A 24,400-nucleotide genomic window follows, 5' to 3' on the forward strand; every position below is an offset into this window, starting at 1 on the left:
CTGGAATCCCTTTCGACCCGCCTCATCGATGCCGCCTGTCCGCCCCGGCGCTGGAGCCGTGACCCTGCATGACGTCGCCGCCGCGGCGGGTGTGTCGCTGATGACCGCGTCCCGCGCACTGCGTACGCCGGAGGTGGTCTCCGCCGCCACCCGCGAGAAGGTGATGCAGGCGGTCGCCCAGACCGGCTACATCCCCAACCTGCTGGCGGGCGGCCTGAAGTCGCGGCGCAGCATGACGGTGGCGGCGCTGGTGCCGGTGATCTCGGTGCCGCAGTTCCTGCCGACGATCCAGGTCTTGACCGAGCAGCTCGACCGCGCCGGGTACCAGGTCCTGCTCGGCCAGACCGGCTACGACCACGCCCGCGAGGAGGCGCTGCTGAACACCATGATCGGCCGGCGCGTCGACGGCATCGTGGTGGCGGGCCTGCTGCAGCACGGCGACACGGCGCGCCGCCTCGCGCGTCTGGGCGTGCCGGTGGTGGAGACCTGGGACATGACGGAGCGGCCTCTGGACACGGTGGTCGGGTTCTCGCACGTGCAGGTGGGCGCCGCGGTGGCGGGGCACTTCATGGCGCGGGGATGGACTCGCGTGGGCCTGGCCACCGGCAGCGATCAGCGCGCCGGTCAGCGGCGCGCCGGTTTCCTGTCGGTGATCGGCAAGGACGTGCCCACCGCCGTCACCGAAGTGCCGGCAGGCGTGCCGCATGGACGGCGCGCGCTGTCGGCGCTGCTCGCGCAGGCGCCCGACCTGCGCGCGGTGGTCTGCAGCTCCGACGGCATGGCCGAAGGCGTCCTGACCGAAGCCCTCGCGCGCGGCCTGCGCGTGCCCGAGGACCTCGCGGTGATCGGCTTCGGCGGTGCGGAGTTCTCGGCCTCCCTGCATCCGTCGCTGTCGACGGTCCACATCGACGGCGCCGAGATCGGCCGCCGCGCCGCCGACGTGCTGATCACCCGCGGCCGGGGCGAGACGTCCGGTCCGGCCATCGTCGACATCGGTTTCCAGCTGGTGCTGCGGGGATCGACGGGCGACGCCGCGTAAGGACGCAGCGACCCAGCGGCGCGGCGACTGGTACCGCTGCCACTCCCTCCATCAATCGCACGGGCATTCACGGGCTTTGCATGTTGCGCCTCTATGATGAGAAAAGTTCTCATTTGCAACAAAGCCGTCGCCCATGTCCGTCCGTCCTGATTCCCAGCTCCTGCTCACGCCGCTTGCCGCCGCCCTGAAGTCGCTGCTGGGCGCCAGCCTGGCCGTCGGCGCCGCCGGCGCGCTGGCGCAGGCTGCGCAGGCGCCTGCCGTTCCGGGTCAGGCCGCTTCTGCCGCTTCCGCTTCTGCCGAGTCGACGACCGCGACGACCGCGACGCCGCCGCTCGGCAAGGTCACCGTCCAGGGCCGCGCGGAACGCCAGAAGGCGGGCCTGGGCTCGCGCGGTGGACTGGGCATCATGGGCTCGCAGGACGCGATGGACATTCCGTTCAACACGCTGAACTACACCGAGCAGCTGATGCGCGACCAGCAGTCGCGCACCCTGGCCGACGTGCTTCAGAACGATGCCTCGGTGCGCGTGATGACGGCGGCGCAGGGCTTCGGCGAGGACTTCCAGATCCGCGGCCTGGCCGTGCCCAGCGGCGACGTCGGCTTCAACGGCCTGTTCGGTCTGGCGTCGGCCAACCGCATGCCTGCGGAGGTCATGGAGCGCGTCGAGGTGCTGAAGGGGCCGAACGCGATGCTCAACGGCATGCCGCCCGGCGGCAGCGTCGGCGGCGGCATCAACGTGATCCCCAAGCGCGCGGGCGACCAGAACCTGACGCGCCTGACCACCAGCTTCGCCAGCGGCGATCAGCTCGGCGTCGCGATCGACGCCGGCCGCCGCTTCGGTGAGAAGAAGGAGTGGGGCATCCGCGTCAACGGCAGCTACCGCGACGGGGAGGCCAGCATCGACGACGGCAATGCCCGTCAACGCTTCGCCGCGATCGCGCTGGACTTCCGCGGCACGCAACTGCGCTGGACCACCGACATCTTCAAGCAGCACGAGAACATCCGCGGCTTCCGGTCGCAGCCCGCCTTCCTCGCGGGTCTGACGCGGCTGCCCAAGACGCCCGACCCGCGCAAGAACATCTACGGTCCCGACGCGGCGCTGGAGGTCGACGACGAGATGTTCGCAACCAAGTTCGAGTACGACGTCAACGACCGCCTGACCGTCTGGGCCGGCGCCGGCTGGCGCGACAGCTGGACCATGCAGGACTTCCCGACCGCCAGCACGCGCGCCGACGTCAACGGCGACTTCCGGCTCATCGGCGCCTGGTACGACGCCTACTTCAAGACCAAGAGCGCCGACGCCGGCGCACGCGGGCGCTTCGAGACGGCGGGCATCGGCCACACGGTCTCGGTCGGCGTCAGCCGACTGGAGCAGGAGACGGGGAGCTTCTACCTGGCCAATCCCGCGTCGAGTTCGGTGCCGTCCAACATCTACCACCCGGTGCCGATGCCGGCGGTGATCGGCACGCGTCTGGCCCCGACGAAGACCTCGGACTCCCGCCTGTCGGGCATCGCGATCGCGGACACGATGTCGTTCCTGAACGAGCGCCTGCTGGTCACGGCCGGCGTGCGCGACCAGACCGCCGAGGTGGTGGGCACGTACAAGAAGAGCGCCGTCTCGCGGCTGGGCGGCGTCGTCTTCAAGGCGACCGAGGACCTGTCGGTCTACGCCAACTACGCCGAAGGCCTGACGCGGGGCGCCATCGCGCCGGTCAACAGCACGCTGATCAATCCGGGCGAGGTGTTCGCCCCCTATCAGTCCAAGCAGATCGAAGCCGGCGTGAAGGTCGATTGGGGCAGCTTCCTGACCTCGGTCAGCGCGTACCAGATCAAGAAGCCGAATGCCGCGACGCTCCCGGTGCCGGGCAGCACGTTGATGCGATACAGCTTCGACGGTGAGCAGCGCAATCGCGGTGTGGAACTGTCGGTGCAGGGCGAGATCATCCGCAGCATCCGCTGGCTGGCGAGCGCGTCCTTCACCGACGCCAAGCAGATCCGCACGTCAGGCGGCACCTTCGACGGCAAGGACGCGACCGGCGTCGCCGACAAGACGGCGAGCGTCGGCGCCGACTGGGATGTGCCCTATCTGCCGGGCCTGGGCATCAACGGCCGCGTGATCTACACGTCCTCGGGCTGGATCGACAACGCCAACACGCTGGCCGTGCCCGCGTGGACGCGCGCCGACATCGGCGCCCGCTACACCACGAAGATCGCCGGCGTGCCGACGGTGCTGCGCGCCAACATCGACAACGTCTTCGACCGCCACTACTGGCTGCTCAGCGGCACGTACGCGACGGTGGCCACGGGCCGCACGGTGGTGCTGTCCGCGTCGTTCGACTTCTGATCCCCGCTGTCGTCCCGTTCATCATTCCAACCGCCATCCGCGCCCCAGGAGACCCCATGAACAAGAGCTTCCGTCCGGCCTTGCGCCTGTCCGCCGTGTCGCTGCTGCTGGCCGCCGGTGCCGCGCAGGCGCACCAGATCTGGATCGAGCAAGCCGCTGGCGCCAACGAGCGTGCGGTCGTGCGTTTCGGCGAATTCGGCGAGAACCTGCGCGAGGCCTCGCCGGGCCTACTGGACAAGTTCGGCCAGGTGCGCTTCGACCTGCCGTGGAAGGGCCAGTACGTGGCCGAGGTCGCGCACACCGACAAGACCGCCGGCGAACGCCAGGGTCCCAAGGGCGCCGAGAAGTACGACGGCGTCAGCTACGTGACCTCGCTGACCGTGCTGAAGGCCGACGGCGTCGAGCCGATCGCGGCCGGCCCCGCGGCCACGCCGAACAAGTGACCCCGGGAGGAGCGCCGCGATGAACGCCGTCAGCGCCCCGTCGGGCCGCAACTCGAGGGTCGCCGTTGCGGCGTCCCGCGTCCTGGCCGTGCTGCCGTTGATCTCGCGCATCGTCGCGGCGGTCGGCGGCGGCTACGCGCTGGCGGCGCTGTCCAGCGTCGCGGTACTCGCGCTGCCGGCGAGCACCATCCAGTCGGTCATCGGCGGCATGCTCGGCAGCTTCGCCGTCTACGCCGGCGCGGTCGTCTGGGTCTTCGCGGTCCGCAGCGCCACGCGGGCCTGGGTCGGTCTCATCGTCGCCGCACTGCTCCTGCTGCCCTTCGCCTGGTCCGTCTGGACCGCCGCCGCCCCCGCCATCGCCCCCGCCGTTGCGCCATGACCGTCGACGTCCAAGCATCCCCGACCGCGCCGCAGCCGCGCGGCATCCGGCAGACGATGTCGGACCTGCACATCTGGACCGGCCTGCTGCTGGGCTGGTTCCTGTTCGCGATGTTCCTCACCGGGACCGTCAGCTACTTCAAGGAGGAGCTGTCGCAATGGATGCGGCCCGAGATCGCGCACCAGGCCGTGATGCCCGAGCCGGCCGTCGTGGCCGGCCGCATCGCCCAGGAGCTGGAGACGCTGGCCGAAGGCACCTCGCAGTGGAGCCTGCGCCTGACCGACGACCGCCACAGCGTGGCCGACGCCTTCTGGCGCCTGCCGGCGAAGGAGGGCGCGCGGCGCGCGTTCAAGTCGGCGGTCTTCGATCCGCAGACCGGCGAGAAGGTGGTCAATGCGCGCGAGACCCTGGGCGGCGAGTTCTTCTACCGCTTCCACTTCCAGTTCCACTACATGCCGGTGCTGTGGGGCCGCTGGCTCGCGGGACTGGCGGCGATGTTCATGCTGGTGGCCATCGTCAGCGGCGTGATCACGCACAAGAAGATCTTCACCGACTTCTTCACCTTCCGCTGGGGCAAGGGCCAGCGCTCGTGGCTGGACGCGCACAACGCGCTGTCGGTGTTCGGGCTGCCCTTCCACCTGATGATCACGTACACCGGCCTGGTGACGCTGATGGCGCTCTACATGCCCTGGGGCGAGCAGGCCGGCATCAATTCGCCGGCGTTGAAGAAGCAGCTGACCTCTGAACTCAGCGCCTTCATCCAGCCCGGCAAGCCTTCGGGCGAGAAGGCGCCGCTGGCCTCCGTCGAGGCGATGGTGCGCGAGGCGGAAGGCCGTTGGGGCGCGGGAAACGTGGCGCGCGTCACCGCGACGAATCCGGGCGATGCCGCGGCGCGCGTGGCGATCACGCGCGGCGAGGGCGGCCGTGTGTCGATGAGCCCGCAGTACCTGCTGTTCGACGGTGTCTCCGGGAAGCTGCTGGAGGACCGCAGCGGCGTCGGCGCCGCGGCCGAGACGCGAGGCGTGATGTACGGGCTGCACCTGGGCCGCTTCGGCGACGACGCGACGCGCTGGCTGTACTTCATCGTCAGCCTGGCGGGCACGGCGATGGTCGGCAGCGGGCTGGTGATGTGGACGGTCAAGCGCCGCCAGAAGCTGCCCGATCCCGACAGGCCGTACATCGGCTTCATGGTGGTGGAGCGGCTGAACATCGCCGCCATCGCGGGTCTGCCGCTGGCGATGAGCGGCATGCTGTGGGCCAACCGGCTGCTGCCGCTGGGCCTGGACAAGCGCGCGGAGTGGGAAGTCCACGTGATGTTCATCGTCTGGGCGGTGACCTTGCTGCATGCGCTGGTCCGGCCGCCGAAGCGGGCCTGGATCGAGCTGTTCTGGCTGGGCGCCGCGTCGCTGGCGCTGCTGCCGGTGGGCAACGCGCTGACGACGGACCGACCGCTGTGGCACAGCATCGCCCAGGGCGACTGGACCTTCGCGGCGGTCGAGCTGATGTTCTGGGCCTTCGCGGCGCTGCTGGCCTATCTGGCGATCCGGACGGCGCGCCATGTGCCCAAGGGCAGGCCGGTGCCGAAGGCGAAACGCTCCGAACCGTCCTCGCAGGGCGGGATGCCAGCCAACGCAGCGGTCAGGGCGCCCGTCAAGGCGTCCAGGATGCCCCCGCCGCCGCCTTCCGGCGAGGCCGGCATGGCGCTGCGGTCGGGCGGGGAGGGCGCGCGATGATGCACGTCCTCAGCCTGCTCCTCTGCGTGGCCGCCTTCGCGGCACTGGCGATGGCGACGGACCGCGCGCAGTCGGACGCGCTCGGTCGCGAGCTGCCTGCGTCCCAGTCGAAGGCGCTGCGCGGTGCCGGCTGGGGGCTGCTGCTGGCGAGCCTGGCGCTGGTCGTCTCCGTGCAGGGCTGGGGCTTGGGCCTCGTCAGCTACAGCGGCCACACCAGCCTCGCCGCGGGCGTCGTGTTCGTCGCCCTGATCGTGCATCAGCGGCGCAAGGTCTCGCAGCGCCGGGGCTGAGTCCTCCCTGGAGAGCGATGGCGCACGGGCGCCATGGCTCTTCCGGGGTGTGCGGGAATCCCATCCCTCTGTAGTCCTTCGCCTGACCCGTTGTCGGCCAGCGTCCCCACCCCGGCTGGGGGCCGGCCAGCCTCGAAAAGCTGTCACCCGTGACTCATCATTGAGTCATTCCAGGGAGACAAAAAATGAAGGTTGCACTGATCGAGGACAACGCGCTGCTGCGCCGACTGATGGTGTCGCGCCTGCAGTCCGAAGCGTCCATCACCGTGGTGGGCCAGGCCTCCAGCGAGAACGCCGCGATCAGCACGATCGCGCTGAGCGCGCCGGACGTGGTGCTGGTCGACCTGAGCATCGACGGCGGCTCCGGCCTGGGCGTGATCGAGCGCCTGCGCGCGGCGCGCTTCCGCGGCCGCATCCTGGTGCTGAGCTCGGAAGACCGCGCGGCCTACGAGGCCCGCGTGCTGTCCTGCGGCGCCGACGGCTTCTACGACAAGGCCTGCGACTTCGAACGCTTGGTCGGCGAGCTCTGCACGCTGTCCAACAGCGCGTGGATGGCGGATTGATTCCTGAGGGCGCCGCCTTGGCGCCTGCAACGCTGGGACAGTAGAGTGCGTGGTGCCTCGTCAGGACCCCGCACATGCCTGAAACCTCCCGCGACATCGACTTCAGCGGCACCGGCCCCGGTGCGCAGACCCAGGACGGTTGCTCCGTCGAGCTCTACCGCCGCGCACGCTACGCCGGCGAGATCGAACACCTGCGGCCACGACTGCCGCCGGGCACCTCGGTGCTGGAGTTGGGCTGCGGCACGGGATTGCTGACGCATCGACTGCTCGAATTCGGATGCGAGGTCACCGGCGTCGACAACTCCACCGACATGCTCGCGCACGTCTCCGAGCGGATCCGCAAGGTCCACGCCGATATCGAGCAGCTTGCGCTCGCGGAGCGCTTCGACGTGGTCCTGTTGCCGAGCGGCCTCATCAATCATGCGGATGCTGCGGTGCGGCGCGCCTTCGTCGCCGCGGCGGCCCGTCATGTCGCGCCGGAAGGCGTGCTCATCCTCAAGTGCCAGGACGCGCAGTGGCTGCGCAGCGCAGCAATCGGCCACCTGGGCAGGAGCGACGGGACGTCGATCGACCTGGTCCAGGTCGACCGGACGCCTGATGCGCAGGAGTCGCTCGTGCGGATGACGCTGCAGTACACGATGGGCGACGATGTCTGGACGCATTCATTCGTCGTCGTGCCCATGGACGAGCCAGCCATCGTGCAACTGCTGGACGAGGCCGGCTTCGCCGCGCCGCAAGCGCTTGACGCGAAGCGCGAGTGGTTCCTGGCCGGTCTCAGTGCGCGTGGTCGCCGTGACCACCGCCCTGAGTGCCCTTATCGTCCTTCGCCGGCATCGCCGCATTGAGCGCGCGCACCGGCGCCTTCACCTCGACGGTCTGGCGGGCGCCGTTGCGGTCCTCGAAGGTCAGCTTCAGCGGCACCTGATCGCCCGCCTTCACCTGGGCGGGCAGGTCCAGGAACATCAGGTGATAGCCGCCGGGCTTGAGTTCCACCGTCTTGCCCGCGGGCAACTCGATCGCCGGAATCTGGCGCATCCGCATCACGTTGTCCTGCATCGCCATCTCATGGACCTCGGCCTTGGGCGTCAGCGGCGTGGTCACGGCCACGAGCCGGGTGTCCTTGGCGGCGGTCAGCTTCATGAACGCGCCGGTGGCCTTCTGCTGCGGCACCGTGGCGCGTACCCAGGCATCTTCGATCTTCACCTGGGCGTTGGCGATGGAAGCGGACAACGCGCCTGCGACGAGCAGCAGCGTGTGGATCTTGAAAGTCATGTGGGTTCTCCTGAAAGTGTTGTGGGGCGTCGAGCCATGAGTCTTGAGCATCAAGCCTTGAGCAGCTGTCGCACGTCCTCGGCGAGGTCGGCGGCGCTCATCTCGTGCTTGATGGCCAGGCGCACCTTGCCGTTGCGGTCGAAGACGGTGCTCAAGGTCGAGTGGTCCATCGTGTAGCTGCTGCCCGTGGGCACCTTGCCGTAATAGACCTTGAACTCCTTGGCGACGGCGGCAGTGCCCGCGAGGTCGCTGTAGAGCCCGAGGAAGCTCGGGTTGAACGCGGCGGTGTAGGCCGCGAGCACCGGCGCGGTGTCGCGCTCGGGGTCGATGGTCACGAAGAGGACCTGGAAGTCCTTGGCGTCCTCACCCAGCATCTGATGCACGGCCGCGGCGCGCGTGAGCGCGGTCGGGCAGACATCGGGACACTGCGTGAAGCCGAAGAAGATCATCACGACCTTGCCGCGGAAGTCGGCCAGGCGGTGCGGTCGGCCGTCCGCGCCTTGGAGCGCGAAGTCGCTCGCGTAGCTCACGAGAGAGAGATCGATGCCGTGGAAAGTCGGGGAGGGCTTGCAGGCCGTCAACGGCAGCAGGCAGGTGGCGATGGTCAGGGCACGGCGGCGCGCGTCGGGCGCGCGTGGTGCGAGGGAAGGGTGTCGCATGATCGAGAAGGCGTGGACCGACCGTGGCGCGCCCGGGCGCACGCGCGCATGAGTGCGAGCGCGCGCGAGGGCGAACAGGTCAGTCGGAAAGTGCTTCGCGTCCGGAGCGGAGCGAAGTGCGCATCAGCCGCGAGGCGGCGATCAGGCGACGGCGGGAGGTCCGCGAGCGAGCGCAGGCGCCCAGGCGAAGAGCGGGCGCGGCGCGGTGAAGAACAGCTGCGGATGCTCGAACTTCAATGCATCGGGCGGCGTCCACTGCACGGTGGCGGGCGGCAAGTCCGGCGCGCCATGGTGGATGGCGCAGTACGGGCAGTTCATCGACGAGTTCATCAGCGATGAGCCCTCGCGGCTCGTGTCGGCGTTGCCGGCGGCGTCGATCACCACGAGCTTGGCGCCGGTCGCGGAACAGATCTCCGCGAAGGTGGCGCCCTGATGGACCAGCATGGCATGCGACAGCGACGGCAGCATCGCCGCGAGCAGGATCGTGAAGCTCACGAGCCATGCCCAGCGCCTGGTCGATGTCCGCGTCGCATGCATGCGAGGATTCTATGCGTCCGATTCTCCAGAGGCGCGCCTGGGGTCGGCGACGTGATCGGCAATCCGCGCGGTGGTGTCGATCCGGGGACGGCTCGATCGTCGTGACGAAGAAGGTGTCCTGCGCGGCGGGACCCGACTCAACCTGTCAACGGAGTGAACCATGCCCAAGAGCCTCTTCATCAGCCTTCCGGTCAGCGACCTCGGCGCCTCGATCGCCTTCTACAAGGCCTTGGGCTTCGGCCAGAACCCGCAGCTCAGCGGTGAAGACGGTGCCGCCATGGTCTGGAGCGACGCGATCCAGGTCATGCTGGTCACGCACGCGAAGTGGCGGACCTTCACCCAGCGGCCGTTCCCGCCAGCCGGTTCGTGCGCGCTGATGCTGTCGCTGTCGCTGGAGAGCCGCGCCGCCGTCGACGCGATGAACGAGGCCGCCGCCGCCCACGGCGGGCAGGCCGATGTGAATCCGATGGAAGACCACGGCTTCATGTACACCCGCGACCTCGCCGATCCCGACGGTCACCTGTGGGCTGCGCTCTGGATGGACCCGACGGCGATGCCGGCGGGCTGAATGAGGTCGTGCCGTACCTCGCAAGCCCCCAAGACGTCTGTTACGGCAGCACAACGCCCCATCGGCCTCGCCTGCGTTTCATCCCGCCGGGAAGGCGGACCATCGGTTCCGGCTCGCCGGAAGGTGCCCGGCGTGGAACATCGGCTCCGCGTCGATTGCGGTTCCGGATCGGCCTGAAGAAAAGCAATCACGCCACGAGGACCGCCCCCATGACTCTCAAGACCTTCTTCACCAGCGACCCCGCGCGCCACGACGGCGTGCGCCCGGTCCAGATCGCCTGCCTGCGCGTGATCTACCTGCTGATGTGCAGCCTGATGGCGTTCACGGCCTGGAGCTCGATCCTCCAGCATCAGGGCGACTGGGAACCGTACCGCGCGATGGCCGTCTGCGTGTGGGCCGCCTATGGCACGCTGTCGCTGCTCGGGCTGCTGCATCCGCTGCGGATGCTGCCGGTGGTGCTGTTCATGATCTTCTACAAGACGCTGTGGCTGGCCGTGGTCGCCTACCCGCTGTGGCAGGCCGGCAGGCTGGCCGGCTCCTCCGCGGAGGAGCTGACCTACATCTTCCTGGCGGCGCCCGCGTTTGCCCTGGTCGTTCCCTGGGGCTACGTGCTGCGCCGTTTTGTCCTGGTGTCATGGCGCAGGACGGCGGCGTCGGCCGCCCGCAGGACCATGACAGCCCTGCACGCCGACTGACGCCTCAATACGTCTTGTACGGCAGGAACTTCCCGCTCATCACGATGCTGACGCGGTCGCCCTTCGGGTCAGGTTCGCGCTGCAGATCCATGCGGAAGTCGATCGCGCTCATGATGCCGTCGCCGAATTCCTCGTGGATCAGTTCCTTGAAGGTCGTGCCGTAGACGCTGATCAGTTCGTAGAAGCGGTAGATCAGCGGATCGGTCGGCACCGAGGTCGGCAGGCTGCCCTTGTACGGGACGACCTTGAGCCACTGCGTCTCCGCCTCGGTGAGGTCGAAGATCCCCGCCAGCGTCGCGGCCTGCGCGTCGTCGAAGGTCATCTGGCCCAGGCACCCCGCCGTGACCCACTCCTTGCTCAGGCCGACCGCCTCGGCCACGTCGGACCACTTCAGGCCCTTGGCCACCTTGGTGGCGATGATCTTTTCGGTGACGTCGAGTCGGCTCATGGGTTGCTCCTTGCAGGGGTGACGGGATGGCTGCGCTCCACCAGGAAGTCCATGAGGTGGTTGCGCATCGGGTAGTACTGGGGATCGTGGTGCAGCGTGGCGCGCTGGCGTGAGCGGGGCATCGTGTTGACGACGATCTCGGCGACCCGCGCATTCGGTCCGTTCGACATCAGCATCACGCGGTCGGCGAGCAGGATGGCTTCGTCGACGTCGTGCGTGATCATGAAGACCGTCTGCCGTGTCGCGGCGCAGATCTTCAGCAGCTCGTCCTGGATGGTGCCGCGCGTGAGCGCGTCCAGCGCGCCGAAGGGCTCGTCGAGCAGCAACATCCGCGGCTCGATCGCGAAGGCGCGGGCGATGCCGACGCGCTGCTTCATGCCGCCGGAGAGCTGGCTCGGCTTCTTGTCGAGCGCCGACGTCAGACTCACCAGGGCGACGTACTTGCGGACCTGCTCGTCGACCTTCGCCTTCGACCAGTCCGGCCACTTGCTGCGCACGGCGAAGGCGATGTTCTGCCGCACCGTGAGCCACGGCATCAGTGCGTGGCCCTGGAAGACGACGCCTCGGTCAAGACCCGGCCCCACGACCTCACGACCGTCGACGATCACGTGACCGCCGCTCGCCCGCTCCAGGCCGGCGAGGGTGTTGAGGATCGTCGTCTTGCCGCAGCCGCTGTGGCCGACGATGCAGACGAACTCGCCCTGACGCAGCGTGAAGTTCACGTCCTCGAAGATGGTCGTGTCGCCGTAGCGCTTGGCGAGCCCTTCGACGCGGACCAGCACGGGCGCGGCATCGACCGCCGCCGCGGCGCCGTGTTCCATCGGATCAATCCGCATAGGTCACCGCCTTCTGCGCGCGGGCGAAGACCCCGTCCAGCGCCATGCCCACGAGCCCGATCACCAGGATCGCGAAGACCACGTTGGGCAGGCTGAGGTTGTTCCACTCGTTCCAGACGAAGTAGCCGATGCCGGTGCCGCCGACCAGCATCTCCGCCGCGACGATCACCAGCCAGGCGATGCCCATGCTGATGCGCATGCCGGTGAGGATGGTGGGCGCGGCGGCGGGCAGGATGACTTCGATAGCACGACGCAACGGGCGGACCTCCAGCGTGCGGGCGACGTTGAGCCACTCCTTGCGCACGCCGGCGACGCCGAAGGCCGTGTTGATCAGCATCGGCCAGACGCTGCAGATGAAGATCACGAAGATGCCGCTCGCGGCCGAATCCTTGATCGTGTAGAGCGCCAGCGGCATCCACGCCAGCGGCGAGATCGGCTTGAGGACCTGGATGAAAGGGTCGAGCGCGCGGTGGATGAGTGGACTCATCCCGATCGCGAAGCCCAACGGGATGGCGACCAGCGCGGCGAGCAGGTAGCCCAGCGCGACGTGCCCCAGCGAGTACGCCAACTGCAGGCCGATGCCCTTGTCGTTGGGGCCCTTGTCGTAGAACGGGTCGGCGAGGTGATGGACGACGGTCGCGCCCATCTGCGCGAGGGTCGGGAAGCCGCTCTTGGTCGCCACGGGCGAGGCGCCGTTCCCTCCACTGCTTCCACTGGCGTCGGCGGGCACCGGCTTGCCCATGAGCTTCGCGTATTCGATCTGCTCGGGCGTCATCGCCGGTGCCGCGGCGGATGTGGCGGACGAGGAGGATCCGGCGCTCATCGTCGCCAGATGCCAGATGCCCAGCAGCAGTCCGAAGATCAGCAGCGAGAGCAGGGCGGCGCGCGCGTTCAGCGAAGTCATCGTCGATCTCCGCTCACGCGCGCTTGATCGCGAAGCCGGCCACGTAGGCATCGGGCTGCGCGGGATCGAAGGTCTTGCCCATGACGTTGAACTTCGGATACGCGCCGTCCGGCACGGCCTGGTCGAGCGCCTTCATCTGCTTCTTCGCGTCGGTGAGCAGGAAGACCTTCTCCGCGATCTGCTTGTAGTTCACATCGCCCTTGAGGTAGCCCCAGCGCTTCATCTGCGTGAGCATCCACACGGCCATGCTCTGCCAGGGGATGGGGTCGAAGTCGGCGCGGTCCGGCACGACTTTCACGTTGCCCAGGCCGTCGGCGAACTTGCCGGTGAGCACCTGCGCGATCACCGTCTCCGGCTGGTTCAGATAGGCCTGCGGCGCGATGACCTTGGCGATCAGTTCGCGGTTGCGGGCCTCGCGAGCCATCGCGGCGGAGGTCAGCACCGCGCGGTACAGCGCGGCGAAGGTGTTGGGATTCTTCTGGATGAACTCGGTGCTGGTGCCGAAGGCGCAGCAGGGATGGCCGTTCCACAGCTCCTTCGACAGGATGTGGATGAAGCCGACCTCCTCGAACACGGCGCGCTGGTTGAACGGGTCCGGGCCGAGGAAACCATCGATGTTGCCGGCGCGCAGGTTGGCCACCATCTCAGGCGGCGGCACGACGCGGATCTGGATGTCGCGGTCGGGATCGAGACCCGCTTCCGCCACGTAGTAGCGCAGCAGGAAGTTGTGCATCGAGTACTCGAAGGGCACGGCGAACTTGAAGCCCTTCCATGACTTCGGATCGCGCTTGTCCTTGTGCTTCATGGCCAGCGTGATCGCCTGGCCGTTGGTGTTCTGGATCGTGGCCACGTTCATCGGCGTGGCCGTCGCGCCCAGGCCGAGGCTGATCGCCAGCGGCATCGGACTGAGGAAGTGCGTGGCGTCGTACTCCCTGTTGATCATCTTGTCGCGGATCAGCGCCCAGCCGGCGGTCTTCACGACTTCGACGTTCAGTCCCTGCTTGGCGTAGAAGCCCAGCGGGTGCGCCATGATCAGCGGCGTCGCGCAGGTGATGGGGATGAAGCCGATCTTGAGATCCTTCTTCTCCAGCGCACCGCGCTCCTGCGCCATCGCCTGCAGCGGCGCGATCGGGAGCACGCTGCTGATGGCGGCCATCGCACTGCCGCGACCCACCGCGCGCAAGAAACGACGCCGCAGCGCGTCCTGCGGGAACAGCGCCTTCACCAGCGCGGCTTCGACGAACTGGTTGGACTCGGCCTCGATGTCCGCCGTGTCCATCACATCGGCACGCTGGCGCAACGTCGCCGAGGCGCGGTCACGGTCCAGCTCGCGGGCATGCTCGGCCTCGCTGCCGTGGCGTCCGCACGCGCAGCGCATCAGCAACGGACGATCGGCGTCGTAAGGGTCGTGGCGGAGGTCGCTCATCGCTGCTTTCCAGGTCGGTGGACGGAGGACTCCACTCTAGGAAAGCGCGACGGATCGCGGCATCGTGCTGGGTGTGGTTCTCGTGTAGGGCTGGCACTACAGGAGCCCGCTCGCCACACTGTGTTCCGCAGCGCCATCGTTTCACCGCTCCCGCGTGAGACATGAATCGGGCAGGGCCGCTACACTCCGCCCACTCATGCTTCGCCGCCTTGCCCACCGCCTCACCGTCACGTGCTACGTGGCGCTGTCGCTGCTGTTCTCGCAGCTGGCGTTGGTCAACTATGTCTGCCCGCAAGAGCGGGACATGGCGGCGATGGCCGAGATGGTGGCGTCCGGATCGCCCTGCGAAGGCATGGACATGGATCAGCCCGCGCTGTGCGCGGAACACTCGTCCAACACGCCCCAGTCGTTCGAGCCCATCAAGCTGCCGACCCTCGCGCCGGCCCTGGTGGTGTCGATCCTGGAGCTGACCTTCGACGTCGGCGACGACGGCCGACTGACGGCTTCGGTGACGACGCCGGCCGAGGATCGACCTCCGCCCGATCCCCTCTTCCTTTCCACGCTCAGACTGCGAGTCTGATCAGCTCCGTCGATTGACTGGCGCCGGTGCGGCATGTCCGCCATCCGGCTTCGTTGTCGTTCGTCTTCGGAGCGCTCGTGAACCCAAGAACCACCCTGCGCGCAGCCGCCTTGGCTGCCGCATTCCTGCCCCTGCTCTGTCAGGGCACCTCTCTCTCGCTCGACCAGGCCATGCGCCTGGCGGTCCAGCGATCGGAAGCCACCCGGTCCGCCCGGGCCGGCGTCGCAAGCGCAGTCGAATCCGCGCGCGTCGCCGCCCAACTGCCGGATCCCGTGCTGCGCGCCGGCATCGACAACCTGCCCCTATCAGGCAGCGACCGCTTCAGCGGCCGGGATGCCATGACCATGAAGCGCGTCGGGATCTCCCAGGAATGGCTGTCCGCTGGCAAACGCGCAGCGCGACAAGCCGTCGCGGATGCCGCAGTACAACGCGAGGCCGCAGTCGCGCAGGCCTCGCAGGCCGACGTACGCCTGCAGACCGGTCTGGCGTACCTGGACGTCTACTTCGCGCGCTCTGCGTTGGAGCTGGTGACGGAGGCGGAACATCATGCCCATGACGAGCTGGAGGCAGCCCGCGCGCGGCTCGCTTCGGCCATGGCAACCAGCCAGGAGGTGCTCGGACTGTCCGGTGCGCGCGGCATGGCGGAGGACGAGACCGCAGAGGCGCGTCAGCAGCTGGAGATCGCACGCGTCGCGTTGGAACGCTGGATCGGCGTGCCCATCGATGACCTGGCCACGCCAGGAGCGCTGCAGGAGCCCACCGAGTCCGCGTACGTGGCGAATCATCCTGCCGTCGTCGCCGCGGAGCGGGACGTCGACCTGGCTCGCGCGGACGCCGAGTCGGCGAGAACCAATCGCCATCCGGACTGGTCCTGGGAGGTCAGCTACGGGCAGCGATCGCGCTATCCGGACATGGTGTCGGTGGGCGTCAGCATCCCGCTCGCGATCGCGCCGGCACAACGCCAGGACCGCGAGTTCGCGGCCAGGCTCGCCCTCGCGGAGAAGGCCGAGGCACAGCTCGCGGAGACGACCCGCATGGCCGCTGGCGAGTACCGCGCACGCGCGACCGAAGCAGCGCGCCTGGCCGGACGCGTCGACCGCTATCGGGCCTCGGTCGTCCTGCCGGCGCAGCAGCGCACCGCCGTGGCGATGGCCGCCTATCGCTCGAACCAGGTGCCGCTGACCACGCTCTTCGAATCGCGCCACGCCGAACTGGAGGCGCGGCGCAAGCTCCTTGCGCTCCAGCGCGATCTGGCCAGGGCGCAAGCGTCGCTGGCGTTCAAGGCCAGCCTCGAAGGAGACCGTCCATGAAGCGCGCAGCAGTCGTAGTTTCGCTGGCGGCGATCGGCGCCGCGCTGGCGCTAGGTGGCTTCTATCTTGGACGAGCGGTCGACGGCTCCGTCCCCATGCACGATGGTCGACCCGCAGCGGCCTCCGCCGCCGAGAGCGTGCGCAAGGTGCTGTACTGGCACGACCCCATGGTGCCGGGGCGCCGATTCGACAAGCCTGGCAAGTCCCCGTTCATGGACATGCAGCTGGTGCCGGTGTACGCCGACGAAGCCGCGGACGTCGGCGTCAGGATCGGCGCCACGGTGCAGCAGAACCTGGGCGTACGCACAGTCGTCGCGAAGATGGCCGACGTGTCGTCGTCGTTCGACGCGGTCGGCGCGGTGCAGTTCGACGATAGGCTCAACGTCGCCGTGCAGACGCGCGTCGCGGGCTACGTCGAACGCCTGCTTGTGCGGGCGCCCATGTCCACGGTGCAGAAGGGGCAGCCGCTCGCCACGATCTTCGCGCCGGATTGGCTGGGACCCGTGAACGAACTGCTCGCGCTGAAGCGCGCTGGCGCCGCGCCGGAACTGATCGCGGCTGCAAGGGATCGCCTGAAGGCGATGTCCATTCCTGAGACCTTGGTCCGGCACAGCGAGGAGGCAGGGACAGCCCAGGCACGCTTCACCCTCGATGCGCCTGCAAGCGGCGTGGTGGCGGAACTGGGCGTTCGCGAAGGTGTAGCGGTGGCGTCAGGAACCACGCTCTTCCGCATTGCCGGGCTGGAACGGGTGTGGGCTGTGGTCGAGGTGCCGGAGGTCCAGGCTGCCCACCTGGCTCGCGGCCAGAAGGTCAGCGCGACGCTGCAGTCCGACGCCGCACAGGTGTTCAACGGCGAACTGAAAGAGATCCTTCCGCAGGTCAGCGCCGACACGCGCACGCTGCAGGCGCGCTTCGAGGTCGACAACCGGAGCGGGAAGCTGGTGCCCGGCATGCTGCTGCGCCTGCGGATCGCGGGCGCGAGCGCATCCCGGCTGGTTGTGCCCGTCGAGGCCGTGATCCGCACCGGCGCACGCGCCGTCGTCATCGTCCGCCGACAGGGTGGCGCCTTCGAGCCGCGCGAGGTCAAGCTGGGGGTGGATCTGGGCAACGAGGTCGAGGTTCTCGACGGCGTGCGTCCCGGTGAGGAGGTGGTGGCGAGTGGTCAGTTCCTCATTGATTCCGAGGCAAACCTAAAGTCCTCGTTGGGGACGATGAACGCGGCGCCTGGCGTGTCAGCCGAGTCTGCGGCGTCGATGGCTTCCGCCCCTGTCGCCGCGCCGAAATCCGCTGTCGCCGCGACCACGTATCGCGCAGAGGGCACGATCGAGAGCATCGACGCCGACAGCATCACCCTGTCGCACGGCCCCGTACCGGCCCTGAAGTGGCCTGGCATGACCATGGGCTTCAGTAAGCCTGATCCCCATGCCTTCGCCGACGTGAAGCCCGGCGACAAGGTTCGTATCGAGTTCAGGCAAGGCGGCCCCATGGAGTGGGAACTCGTGTCGGTGCGCAGCATCGGAGGTGCGCCATGATCGCCGCGCTCATCCGCTGGTCCATCAGCAACCGCTTCCTGGTGCTGATCGCCACCGCGATGCTGGTCGTCGCGGGCCTGTGGTCCGTCGCACGCACGCCGGTGGACGCCTTGCCCGATCTGTCGGACACGCAGGTCATCGTGCGCACCAGCTATCCGGGCAAACCGCCACAGGTGGTCGAGGACCTGGTCACCTACCCGCTGACCACGACGATGCTCAGCGTCCCGGGCGCGAAGACCGTCCGCGGCTACAGCTTCTTCGGCGACTCCTTCGTCTATGTGCTCTTCGACGATCGGACCGACCCGTACTGGGCCCGGTCCCGGGTGAGCGAGGCGTTGGGCCAGGTCCAAGGTCGGCTGCCGACGGGGGCCACCGCGGTGCTGGGTCCGGATGCGACCGGCGTGGGCTGGATCTACGAATACGCCCTGGTCGATCGCACGGGCGCGCACGACCTCGGGCAACTGCGCGCGCTCAACGACTGGTTCCTGAAGTTCGAGCTCAAGACGGTGCCGGACGTGGCCGAGGTGGCCAGTCTCGGCGGCATGGTCCGGCAGTACCAGGTCGTCCTCGATCCGGACCGCATGCGCGCGCTCGGCGTGACGCAGGAGGCCGTCCTGGCCGCGCTGCGCAACGCCAATCAGGCGTCGGGCGGCTCCGTCGTGGAGATGGCGGAGAGCGAGTACATGGTGCGATCGCGCGGCTTCCTGAAGTCGCTGGACGACTTTCGCGACATCCCGATCCGCGTCGCGCGGGCCACGCCGGTGATGCTGCGGGAGGTCGCCTTCGTGCAGGTCGGGCCCGAGATGCGCCGCGGCATCGCGGAGCTGGACGGCGAGGGCGAAGTCGCCGGCGGCGTGATCGTCATGCGTTCCGGGAAGAACGCGCGGACGACGATCGAGGCGGTCAAGGCCAGGATCGCCGCGCTCAAGCCGGGTCTGCCGCCGGGCGTGGAGATCGTGGAGACCTACGACCGGTCGACGCTCATCGATCGCGCGGTCGACCATCTGCGCGACAAGCTCATCGAGGAGTTCATCGTCGTCGCGGTGGTTTGCGCGGTGTTCCTGTTCCACCTGCGCTCCGCGCTGGTCGCGGTCGTGGCCTTGCCAGTGGGGGTGCTGACGGCCTTCATCGTGATGCATTGGCAGGGCCTGAGCGCGAACATCCTGAGCCTGGGGGGCGTCGCGATCGCGCTGGGCGCCATGGTCGACGCGAGCGTGGTGCTGGTCGAAGCCGCGCACAAGCACCTGGAGCACTTCGAAGCACGGCACGGCCGGCCGGCCGGAGTCGCCGAGCGTTGGACGCTCATCACCGAGGCGGCCGTCGAGGTCGGGCCGGCGCTGTTCTTCTCGCTGCTGGTGATCACGCTGTCCTTCCTGCCGGTGTTCACGCTGGAGGCGCAGGAGGGGCGGCTGTTCTCGCCGCTGGCGCTGACCAAGACCTATGCGATGGCTGCGGCCGCCGGCCTGTCCGTGACACTGGTACCCGTGCTGATGGGGTATCTGATCCGGGGCCGCATCCCGAGGGAAACCGCCAATCCGATCAACCGCCTGCTCATCGCGATCTACCGGCCGGCGCTGGAGGCCGTGCTGCGATTTCCCAAGGCGACGTTGGTGGCGTCGGCGCTGGCGCTGGCGATGACGGCGGTGCCACTGATGCGACTCGGCGGAGAGTTCATGCCGCCGCTGGATGAGGGCGATCTGCTGTACATGCCGTCCGCGTTGCCCGGGCTGTCCGCGTCCAAGGCGGCGGAGCTGTTGCAGCAGACCGACCGGCTCATCAAGACGGTGCCCGAGGTGGAGAGTGTCTTCGGCAAGGCCGGGCGCGCGGACAGCGCGACGGATCCGGCGCCGTTGGAGATGTTCGAGACGACGATCCGTTTCAGGCCCCGCGCGCATTGGCGCGCCGGCATGACGCCGGAGAAGCTCGTCGAGGAACTGGACCGTGTCGTCAAGGTCCCCGGGCTGTCCAACGTCTGGGTGCCGCCCATCCGCAACCGCATCGACATGCTGGCGACCGGCATCAAGAGCCCGGTCGGCATCAAGGTGTCCGGTCCTGACCTGGCCACGCTGGACCGGCTGACGACGCAGATCGAATCGGTCGTCAAACCGGTGCCCGGCGTGTCGTCGGCGCTGGCGGAGCGGCTGACCGGCGGTCGCTATATCGATGTCGACGTGGATCGCACGGCCGCGGCGCGGTACGGGCTGTCCGTGGCCGCGGTGCAGGCCATCGTCTCGACGGCGATCGGAGGCGAGAACGTCGGCGAGGTGATCGCCGGGCGGGAGCGTCATCCCATCAACGTCCGATACCCGCGAGAGATCCGGGATTCGCTGGAGCGGCTGCGCCAGCTGCCGTTCGTCACAGACCAGGGGGCGACCGTGCTGCTGCGGGATGTCGCGCGCGTGTCCGTCGAGGAAGGGCCGCCGATGCTGCGCAGCGAGAACGCGCGGCTGTCCGGCTGGGTGTACGTCGATGTCAGAGGGCGGGACCTGCGCTCGGTCGTCCACGACATGCAGGCCGCGGTGGCCGGTCAGGTGGCCATGCCGGCGGGATACGCGTTGTCGTGGTCCGGCCAGTTCGAGTATCTGGAGCGCGCGACCGAGCGGCTGAAGGTGGTGGTGCCGGCGACCTTGGTCGTGATCTTCGTGCTGCTCTACCTGCTGTTCCGCGGCGTGGGCGACGCGCTGCTCGTCATGGCCGTCGTGCCGTTGTCGCTGGTCGGCGGCTTCTGGCTGGTGTGGGCGCTCGGCCATGCGGTGTCCGTAGCCACCGCCGTGGGCTTCATCGCCTTGGCCGGCCTGGCGGCGGAGTTCGGCGTGGTCATGCTGGTCTACCTCAAGAACGCGCATGCGCAGCGCCTGGCGGCCGGCGAGCCGGACGACGAGGCGACGCTGCTCGCAGCGATCCGCGAGGGTGCCGTCCTGCGCGTGCGTCCCAAGGCCATGACCGTCGCCGTGGTGATGGCGGGGCTGCTGCCAATCCTGCTCGGCGGCGGGACGGGATCCGAGGTCATGGCGCGGATCGCCGCGCCGATGGTGGGCGGCATGGTGACCGCACCGCTGCTCAGCATGCTCGTCGTTCCGGCCGCCTGGTACCTGCTGCGGCGTCGTCGCAACGCGGCGACGCCGGTCTCCGGCCCGTCTTCCGATTCTTCGTCTTCCCAACCCGCTCGACCCTGAAGGAGTTTCATCGATGAGAACCATCAACACGCTTGCCGCCGCGCTGCTCGCCCTTGCCGGGTCGCAGGCCCATGCCCAGGGCACCCCAGGCGCGACGGCCATGCCGATGCCGGGCAAAGCGGCTGCTTCCGCCGCCATGCCGCTGGTGCAAGGTGAGATACGCAAGGTCGACCCCGTCAAAGGCCTGCTCGTCCTGCGGCATGGCGATATCCCCAACCTCGCCATGCCGGGGATGACGATGGGATTCGACGTCGCGGACAAGAAGCTGCTCGACGGACTCAAGGTCGGCGACCAGGTCGAGTTCCAGGCAGAGATGATCAAGGGCAAGGCGACGGTGACCGAGCTCAAGCGGCGCTAATCCCGGGCCGCTAGGGTGCGAGCAACTCCCGCCTCACGGCAAAGAGCGTCAGCTCCACGTCGTTGCGCACCCCGGTCTTCTCAAGGATGCGGGCACGGTAGGTCGACACGGTGTTGGAGGACAGCACCAGCTGTTCCGCGATCTCTCCGACGCTGCGTCCGGCGACGAGCATCTGGAAGACCTGGTGCTCGCGATGCGACAGCACCTCATGCAGCGGCACGGTGTCGTCCGCGGCGAAGCCGTCGCCGATGGCGGCGGCCAGATGCTCGGCCACGCTGGGCGTGATGAATCGGCGTCCTTTGGCGACCGTGCGCACGGCATCGATCATCTGCTCGCTGTCGGCGCTCTTGTTGAGGTACCCGGCCGCGCCCAGCTTGAGACTGCGCACCGCGTATTGCCGGTCCGGATAAGTGGAGAGCATCAGCACCGGCAGCTTGGGGAACTCACTCCGTAGCGCCTTGAGGATGTCGAGCCCGTCGCGCTGCGGCATCGCGATGTCCAGCAGCACGACGTCCGGCCCGGCGCCGGCCGCCGCACCGACGCGCACCTGCTGGATGGCCTCGGGCCCGTTGGCGGCTTCGCCCATCACGCGCAGGTCGCTGGCCTCGGCGAGGATCTGCTTGATGCCCTCGCGCACGATGCGATGGTCGTCGCAGATGAGCACGCGGATCGTCATGGCGATGTCCCTTGCGGTGCCGCGCCTTCGAGCGGCATGACCAGTCGCACCGTCGTGCCGCGCCCCGGCGCGCTGGCGATACCCAGCCTCCCGCCGAACTGCGCCGCGCGCTCGCGCATGCCGAGCACGCCGTAGCTGCGGGCGTCGTTGAGCGCCTCGTCGCGCGCGCCGATGCCGTCGTCGCTGACCTGCAGGTAGAGCACCGGCTGCGGCGGTGCGTCGACGTCGATGCGGATGTCCACGTGCGAGGCCCTCGCGTGGCGCGCGACGTTCGAGAGCACTTCCTGGAAGATCCGGAACACCGCGATCGCGAGCCCGCCTTCGGGCGGCACGACGTCGGCGGCGACGAAGATGCGGAAGCGCACCTCGCGCTCGTCGTTGCCGGCGAGCTGGAACTCCTGCGCCTGCCACTCCAGCGCGGCCCACAGGCCCTGGTGGTCGAGGATGCTCGGGCGCAGGTCGGTGATGATGCGGCCGACCGCGTCCACGGCGGTGTCGACGAGTCCGCCCATGCGATGGCACTTCGCGACCATCGTGTCGCGCTGCGCGATGTCGCCGACGCGGCGTTCCAGCCAGTTGACGTCCATCTTCAGCGCGACCAGCAGCGAGCCCAGTTCATCGTGGATCTCGCGGGCGATGCGCTTGCGCTCGGTCTCGCGCACGGCCTCGAGGTGATGCGCGAGCTCGCGCAGCTGCGAGGTCCGCTCCGCGACGCGGCGTTCGAGCTGGTCGTGGCTGGCGCGCAGCTGCTCCTCGGCGAGCTTGCGCTTGGAAATGTCGACGAAGGTGACCACGGCGCCCTGGACCTCGCCGTGCTCGAAGAGCGGGTAGCTGGAGTACTCGGCCGGGAAGGCGCTGCCGTCGGCGCGCCAGAGGACCTCGTCGTCGATGCGGCAGGGGTCGCCGCGGCGGAAGGCGTTGAAGATCGGGCAATCGCATTCCTGATAGCCGCTGCCGTCGCCATGCGAGTGGTGGATCAGCGCATGCATGTTGCGGCCGAGCACCTCGTCGGTGCGCCAGCCCAGCGTGTCGCAGGCGGCGCGATTCACGAAGGTGCATCGGCCATCCATGTCGATGCCGAAGATGCCCTCGCCGGTGCTTTCGAGCAGCAGCGCCAGACGGCGCGCGGCCTCGTCGGGCGAGGCCAGGTCGTCGACGGCGCTGGCGGTCGCGGCGGGAGCGGGCAGGGCGGTCGGCGGGAACATGCCCCGCTGGTGTGCAAGGGATGTGCCACGTCGACCGCCGACTGCGCTCAGACGTGCTCAGGCGCGACGCAGCTTGACCGACGGGAAGTCGACCGGCACGGCGAAGGCGACGTTCACGTAGTTGGTGAACAGGTTGAGCGCGACGTGCGCGAGGATTTCGACGATGGCGCCGTCGTCGAAGCCGACATCGCGCAGCGACTGCACGTCGGCGTCGTTGACCTGGGCGCGGTCGTTGACGACCTTTAGCGCGAAGCGCAGCGCGGCGGCGGTCTTGGGATCGGCGGACTCGCCCATCTGCGCGGCGGCCATCTCGTCGGACGAGGCGCCGGCCTTGCGACCCAGCGCGGTGTGCGCGGCCAGGCAGTACTCGCAGGCGTTGCGATCGGCGATGGCGACGGCGATCTGCTCGCCGAGCTTGGCGGGGATCACGCCGCCGCCCAGGGCGCCGAAGCTGCCCCACAGGCTCTTGATGGCGGCGGGTGAGTTGGCGACGGCGCGGAACATCGCCGGCGTGCCGCCGAAGGCGGCCTGGATCTGGTCGAGAGCGACCTTGGCGTCGCCTTGGGCTTGCTTGGGATCGACGAGGGCGACGCGGGAAGTGGTGGACATGAGGTTTCCTTTCAGGGTTGGTGCCGGTGGATGTCGGCGGGTGTCAATGACGTCGATGACGTCGTAGGAGACGTCAGGCAGTGGCGTGGTGTTCGTCTGCTGCTGGACGTCAGTGTGGTCCTCGAAGGAGTACCATTGGCCGCGTTTCATCCATAAAACGCATCCAAACGTCCATGGCTGCCGCCTCATCCCCATCGACTGCCTCGCTTCCACCGATCGACCGCCTGTCGTCGCTGCTGGAGCACTTCCGCGTCCGCGCGCGGCTGTTCCACGTCGGACCGCTGTGCGGGGTGAACCCTTTCGATCCGTTGCCGGGTCGGGGCTTCCTGCATGTGATGAAGCGCGGCGAGATGGAGCTGCGCCATCCGGCCAGCGCGGGTCTGCCGCGCAAGCTGCGCGTGGACGAGCCGTCGCTGCTCTTCTATCCGCGCCCGGTAGCGCACGAGTTCCGCAATCCGCCGCGCGAGGGGTCCGACTTCACCTGCGCGGAGCTGGAGTTCGACGGCGGTCCGCTCAACCCGCTGGTGCGCGCGCTGCCGCCGCTGGTGCTGCTCCCGCTGGCGCGCGTGGAGGGGCTGGAGATGTCGCTGCAGCTGCTGTTCTCGGAGACCGAGCGGCTGCGCTGCGGGCAACGCGTGCTGGCAGATCGCCTGTTCGAGGTCGTGCTGATCCAGCTGCTGCGCTGGCTCATCGACCATCCGGCGGAGGCGGGTGTGCAGCCGGGTCTGGTGACGGGCCTGTCGGACCCGCGCGTCGCGCTCGCGCTGGCGGCGGTCCACGAGGCGCCGGGCGAGGCGTGGTCGCTGGAGCGCATGGCC

26 protein-coding genes are annotated in these 24,400 nt (G+C 68.8%); 16 read left to right on the top strand and 10 right to left on the bottom strand.

Translation table 11 applies throughout. The features are described 5' to 3' along the window. Positions 1 to 28 precede the first annotated feature (28 nt). The 8 genes from VF536_RS13340 to VF536_RS13375 all read left to right on the top strand — a co-directional run bounded on the left by VF536_RS13340 (position 29) and on the right by VF536_RS13375 (position 7,636). Positions 29 to 1,039: a LacI family DNA-binding transcriptional regulator gene (locus VF536_RS13340; protein ID WP_331615336.1), complete on the top strand. Its 1,011-nt coding sequence runs from the start codon at positions 29 to 31 to the stop codon at positions 1,037 to 1,039. 133 nt (positions 1,040 to 1,172) lie between these two features. Continuing rightward, positions 1,173 to 3,383 carry a TonB-dependent receptor gene (locus VF536_RS13345; RefSeq protein ID WP_331615337.1) on the top strand — a complete coding sequence of 737 codons (2,211 nt, stop codon included), beginning with the start codon at positions 1,173 to 1,175 and terminating at the stop codon, positions 3,381 to 3,383. A 56-nt stretch (positions 3,384 to 3,439) separates the two neighbouring features. Next, positions 3,440 to 3,826, top strand: coding sequence for a hypothetical protein (locus VF536_RS13350; protein WP_331615338.1), 387 nt, complete (start codon positions 3,440 to 3,442; stop codon positions 3,824 to 3,826). A 19-nt stretch (positions 3,827 to 3,845) separates the two neighbouring features. After that, entirely contained in the window at positions 3,846 to 4,205 is a 360-nt protein-coding gene (locus tag VF536_RS13355; RefSeq protein WP_331615339.1) for a DUF3649 domain-containing protein, read from the top strand. Further along, on the top strand, positions 4,202 to 5,938 hold the full coding sequence (locus VF536_RS13360) for a PepSY-associated TM helix domain-containing protein (RefSeq protein ID WP_331615340.1): 1,737 nt from the start codon (positions 4,202 to 4,204) through the stop codon (positions 5,936 to 5,938). The genes VF536_RS13355 and VF536_RS13360 overlap by 4 nt, the downstream gene beginning before the upstream one ends. Continuing rightward, positions 5,935 to 6,228 carry a DUF3325 domain-containing protein gene (locus VF536_RS13365; protein WP_331615341.1) on the top strand — a complete coding sequence of 98 codons (294 nt, stop codon included), beginning with the start codon at positions 5,935 to 5,937 and terminating at the stop codon, positions 6,226 to 6,228. Before VF536_RS13360 ends, VF536_RS13365 begins: the two co-directional genes overlap by 4 nt. Positions 6,229 to 6,413: 185 nt before the next feature. Then, the gene (locus VF536_RS13370; RefSeq protein WP_331615342.1) at positions 6,414 to 6,791 is read left to right on the top strand and encodes a response regulator; all 378 of its coding nucleotides are present in this window, start codon (positions 6,414 to 6,416) and stop codon (positions 6,789 to 6,791) included. 74 nt (positions 6,792 to 6,865) lie between these two features. Beyond that, on the top strand, positions 6,866 to 7,636 hold the full coding sequence (locus VF536_RS13375) for a class I SAM-dependent methyltransferase (RefSeq protein WP_331615343.1): 771 nt from the start codon (positions 6,866 to 6,868) through the stop codon (positions 7,634 to 7,636). Here VF536_RS13375 and VF536_RS13380 read toward each other — a convergent pair. The 3 genes from VF536_RS13380 to VF536_RS13390 all read right to left on the bottom strand — a co-directional run bounded on the left by VF536_RS13380 (position 7,566) and on the right by VF536_RS13390 (position 9,217). Further along, the gene (locus tag VF536_RS13380; RefSeq protein WP_331615344.1) at positions 7,566 to 8,063 is read right to left on the bottom strand and encodes a copper chaperone PCu(A)C; all 498 of its coding nucleotides are present in this window, start codon (positions 8,061 to 8,063) and stop codon (positions 7,566 to 7,568) included. The two genes, VF536_RS13375 and VF536_RS13380, sit on opposite strands and share 71 nt — an antisense overlap. Positions 8,064 to 8,113: 50 nt before the next feature. After that, positions 8,114 to 8,722 carry an SCO family protein gene (locus tag VF536_RS13385; protein ID WP_331615345.1) on the bottom strand — a complete coding sequence of 203 codons (609 nt, stop codon included), beginning with the start codon at positions 8,720 to 8,722 and terminating at the stop codon, positions 8,114 to 8,116. Between the two features lie 141 nt (positions 8,723 to 8,863). Further along, on the bottom strand, positions 8,864 to 9,217 hold the full coding sequence (locus VF536_RS13390) for a DUF2946 domain-containing protein (RefSeq protein ID WP_331615346.1): 354 nt from the start codon (positions 9,215 to 9,217) through the stop codon (positions 8,864 to 8,866). A gap of 202 nt (positions 9,218 to 9,419) precedes the next feature. Here VF536_RS13390 and VF536_RS13395 point away from each other — a divergent pair, with 202 nt between their 5' ends. Together VF536_RS13395 and VF536_RS13400 are read left to right on the top strand one after the other, a co-directional pair. Continuing rightward, positions 9,420 to 9,827 carry a VOC family protein gene (locus VF536_RS13395; RefSeq protein WP_331615347.1) on the top strand — a complete coding sequence of 136 codons (408 nt, stop codon included), beginning with the start codon at positions 9,420 to 9,422 and terminating at the stop codon, positions 9,825 to 9,827. Positions 9,828 to 10,036: 209 nt separating this feature from the next. Beyond that, positions 10,037 to 10,522, top strand: coding sequence for a hypothetical protein (locus tag VF536_RS13400; RefSeq protein WP_331615348.1), 486 nt, complete (start codon positions 10,037 to 10,039; stop codon positions 10,520 to 10,522). 4 nt (positions 10,523 to 10,526) lie between these two features. On the opposite strand, the gene cynS is transcribed toward VF536_RS13400, so the two are convergent. From cynS to VF536_RS13420, 4 genes are read right to left on the bottom strand one after another with little or no spacing between them, the layout of a single operon-like run. Then, positions 10,527 to 10,970 carry a cyanase gene (gene cynS / locus VF536_RS13405; RefSeq protein ID WP_331615349.1) on the bottom strand — a complete coding sequence of 148 codons (444 nt, stop codon included), beginning with the start codon at positions 10,968 to 10,970 and terminating at the stop codon, positions 10,527 to 10,529. Continuing rightward, positions 10,967 to 11,791, bottom strand: a complete 825-nt coding sequence (locus VF536_RS13410) for an ABC transporter ATP-binding protein (RefSeq protein WP_331615350.1) — start codon at positions 11,789 to 11,791, stop codon at positions 10,967 to 10,969. The genes cynS and VF536_RS13410 overlap by 4 nt, the downstream gene beginning before the upstream one ends. A 4-nt stretch (positions 11,792 to 11,795) precedes the next feature. Further along, positions 11,796 to 12,710 carry a nitrate ABC transporter permease gene (ntrB, locus tag VF536_RS13415; protein ID WP_331615351.1) on the bottom strand — a complete coding sequence of 305 codons (915 nt, stop codon included), beginning with the start codon at positions 12,708 to 12,710 and terminating at the stop codon, positions 11,796 to 11,798. Positions 12,711 to 12,723: 13 nt separating this feature from the next. Continuing rightward, a complete protein-coding gene (locus VF536_RS13420) occupies positions 12,724 to 14,136 on the bottom strand; it encodes a CmpA/NrtA family ABC transporter substrate-binding protein (protein WP_331615352.1) in 1,413 nt (470 codons plus the stop codon). Positions 14,137 to 14,332: 196 nt separating this feature from the next. On the opposite strand from VF536_RS13420, the gene VF536_RS13425 reads away from it, so the two are divergent. The 5 genes from VF536_RS13425 to VF536_RS13445 are packed head-to-tail and all read left to right on the top strand — an operon-like array spanning position 14,333 to position 21,092. Further along, positions 14,333 to 14,716: a hypothetical protein gene (locus VF536_RS13425; RefSeq protein ID WP_331615353.1), complete on the top strand. Its 384-nt coding sequence runs from the start codon at positions 14,333 to 14,335 to the stop codon at positions 14,714 to 14,716. A gap of 53 nt (positions 14,717 to 14,769) precedes the next feature. Further along, positions 14,770 to 16,026, top strand: coding sequence for a TolC family protein (locus VF536_RS13430; RefSeq protein WP_331615354.1), 1,257 nt, complete (start codon positions 14,770 to 14,772; stop codon positions 16,024 to 16,026). Next, entirely contained in the window at positions 16,023 to 17,558 is a 1,536-nt protein-coding gene (locus VF536_RS13435) for an efflux RND transporter periplasmic adaptor subunit (RefSeq protein WP_331615355.1), read from the top strand. Before VF536_RS13430 ends, VF536_RS13435 begins: the two co-directional genes overlap by 4 nt. Continuing rightward, entirely contained in the window at positions 17,555 to 20,734 is a 3,180-nt protein-coding gene (locus VF536_RS13440) for an efflux RND transporter permease subunit (RefSeq protein ID WP_331615356.1), read from the top strand. Before VF536_RS13435 ends, VF536_RS13440 begins: the two co-directional genes overlap by 4 nt. A gap of 13 nt (positions 20,735 to 20,747) precedes the next feature. Further along, entirely contained in the window at positions 20,748 to 21,092 is a 345-nt protein-coding gene (locus VF536_RS13445) for a copper-binding protein (RefSeq protein WP_331615357.1), read from the top strand. Between the two features lie 10 nt (positions 21,093 to 21,102). Here VF536_RS13445 and VF536_RS13450 read toward each other — a convergent pair whose 3' ends face one another. The 3 genes from VF536_RS13450 to VF536_RS13460 are packed head-to-tail and all read right to left on the bottom strand — an operon-like array spanning position 21,103 to position 23,582. Further along, positions 21,103 to 21,768: a response regulator transcription factor gene (locus tag VF536_RS13450; RefSeq protein WP_331615358.1), complete on the bottom strand. Its 666-nt coding sequence runs from the start codon at positions 21,766 to 21,768 to the stop codon at positions 21,103 to 21,105. After that, entirely contained in the window at positions 21,765 to 22,973 is a 1,209-nt protein-coding gene (locus VF536_RS13455; RefSeq protein ID WP_331615359.1) for a PAS domain-containing sensor histidine kinase, read from the bottom strand. The genes VF536_RS13450 and VF536_RS13455 overlap by 4 nt, the downstream gene beginning before the upstream one ends. Positions 22,974 to 23,030: 57 nt before the next feature. Next, entirely contained in the window at positions 23,031 to 23,582 is a 552-nt protein-coding gene (locus VF536_RS13460; protein ID WP_331615360.1) for a carboxymuconolactone decarboxylase family protein, read from the bottom strand. A 173-nt stretch (positions 23,583 to 23,755) separates the two neighbouring features. On the opposite strand from VF536_RS13460, the gene VF536_RS13465 reads away from it, so the two are divergent. Further along, a partial coding sequence (locus VF536_RS13465) for a cupin domain-containing protein (protein WP_331615361.1) occupies positions 23,756 to 24,400 on the top strand: 645 nt, incomplete at its 3' end.

This window comes from Roseateles sp. (genome assembly GCF_036486225.1).
GTDB lineage: Bacteria > Pseudomonadota > Gammaproteobacteria > Burkholderiales > Burkholderiaceae_C > Roseateles.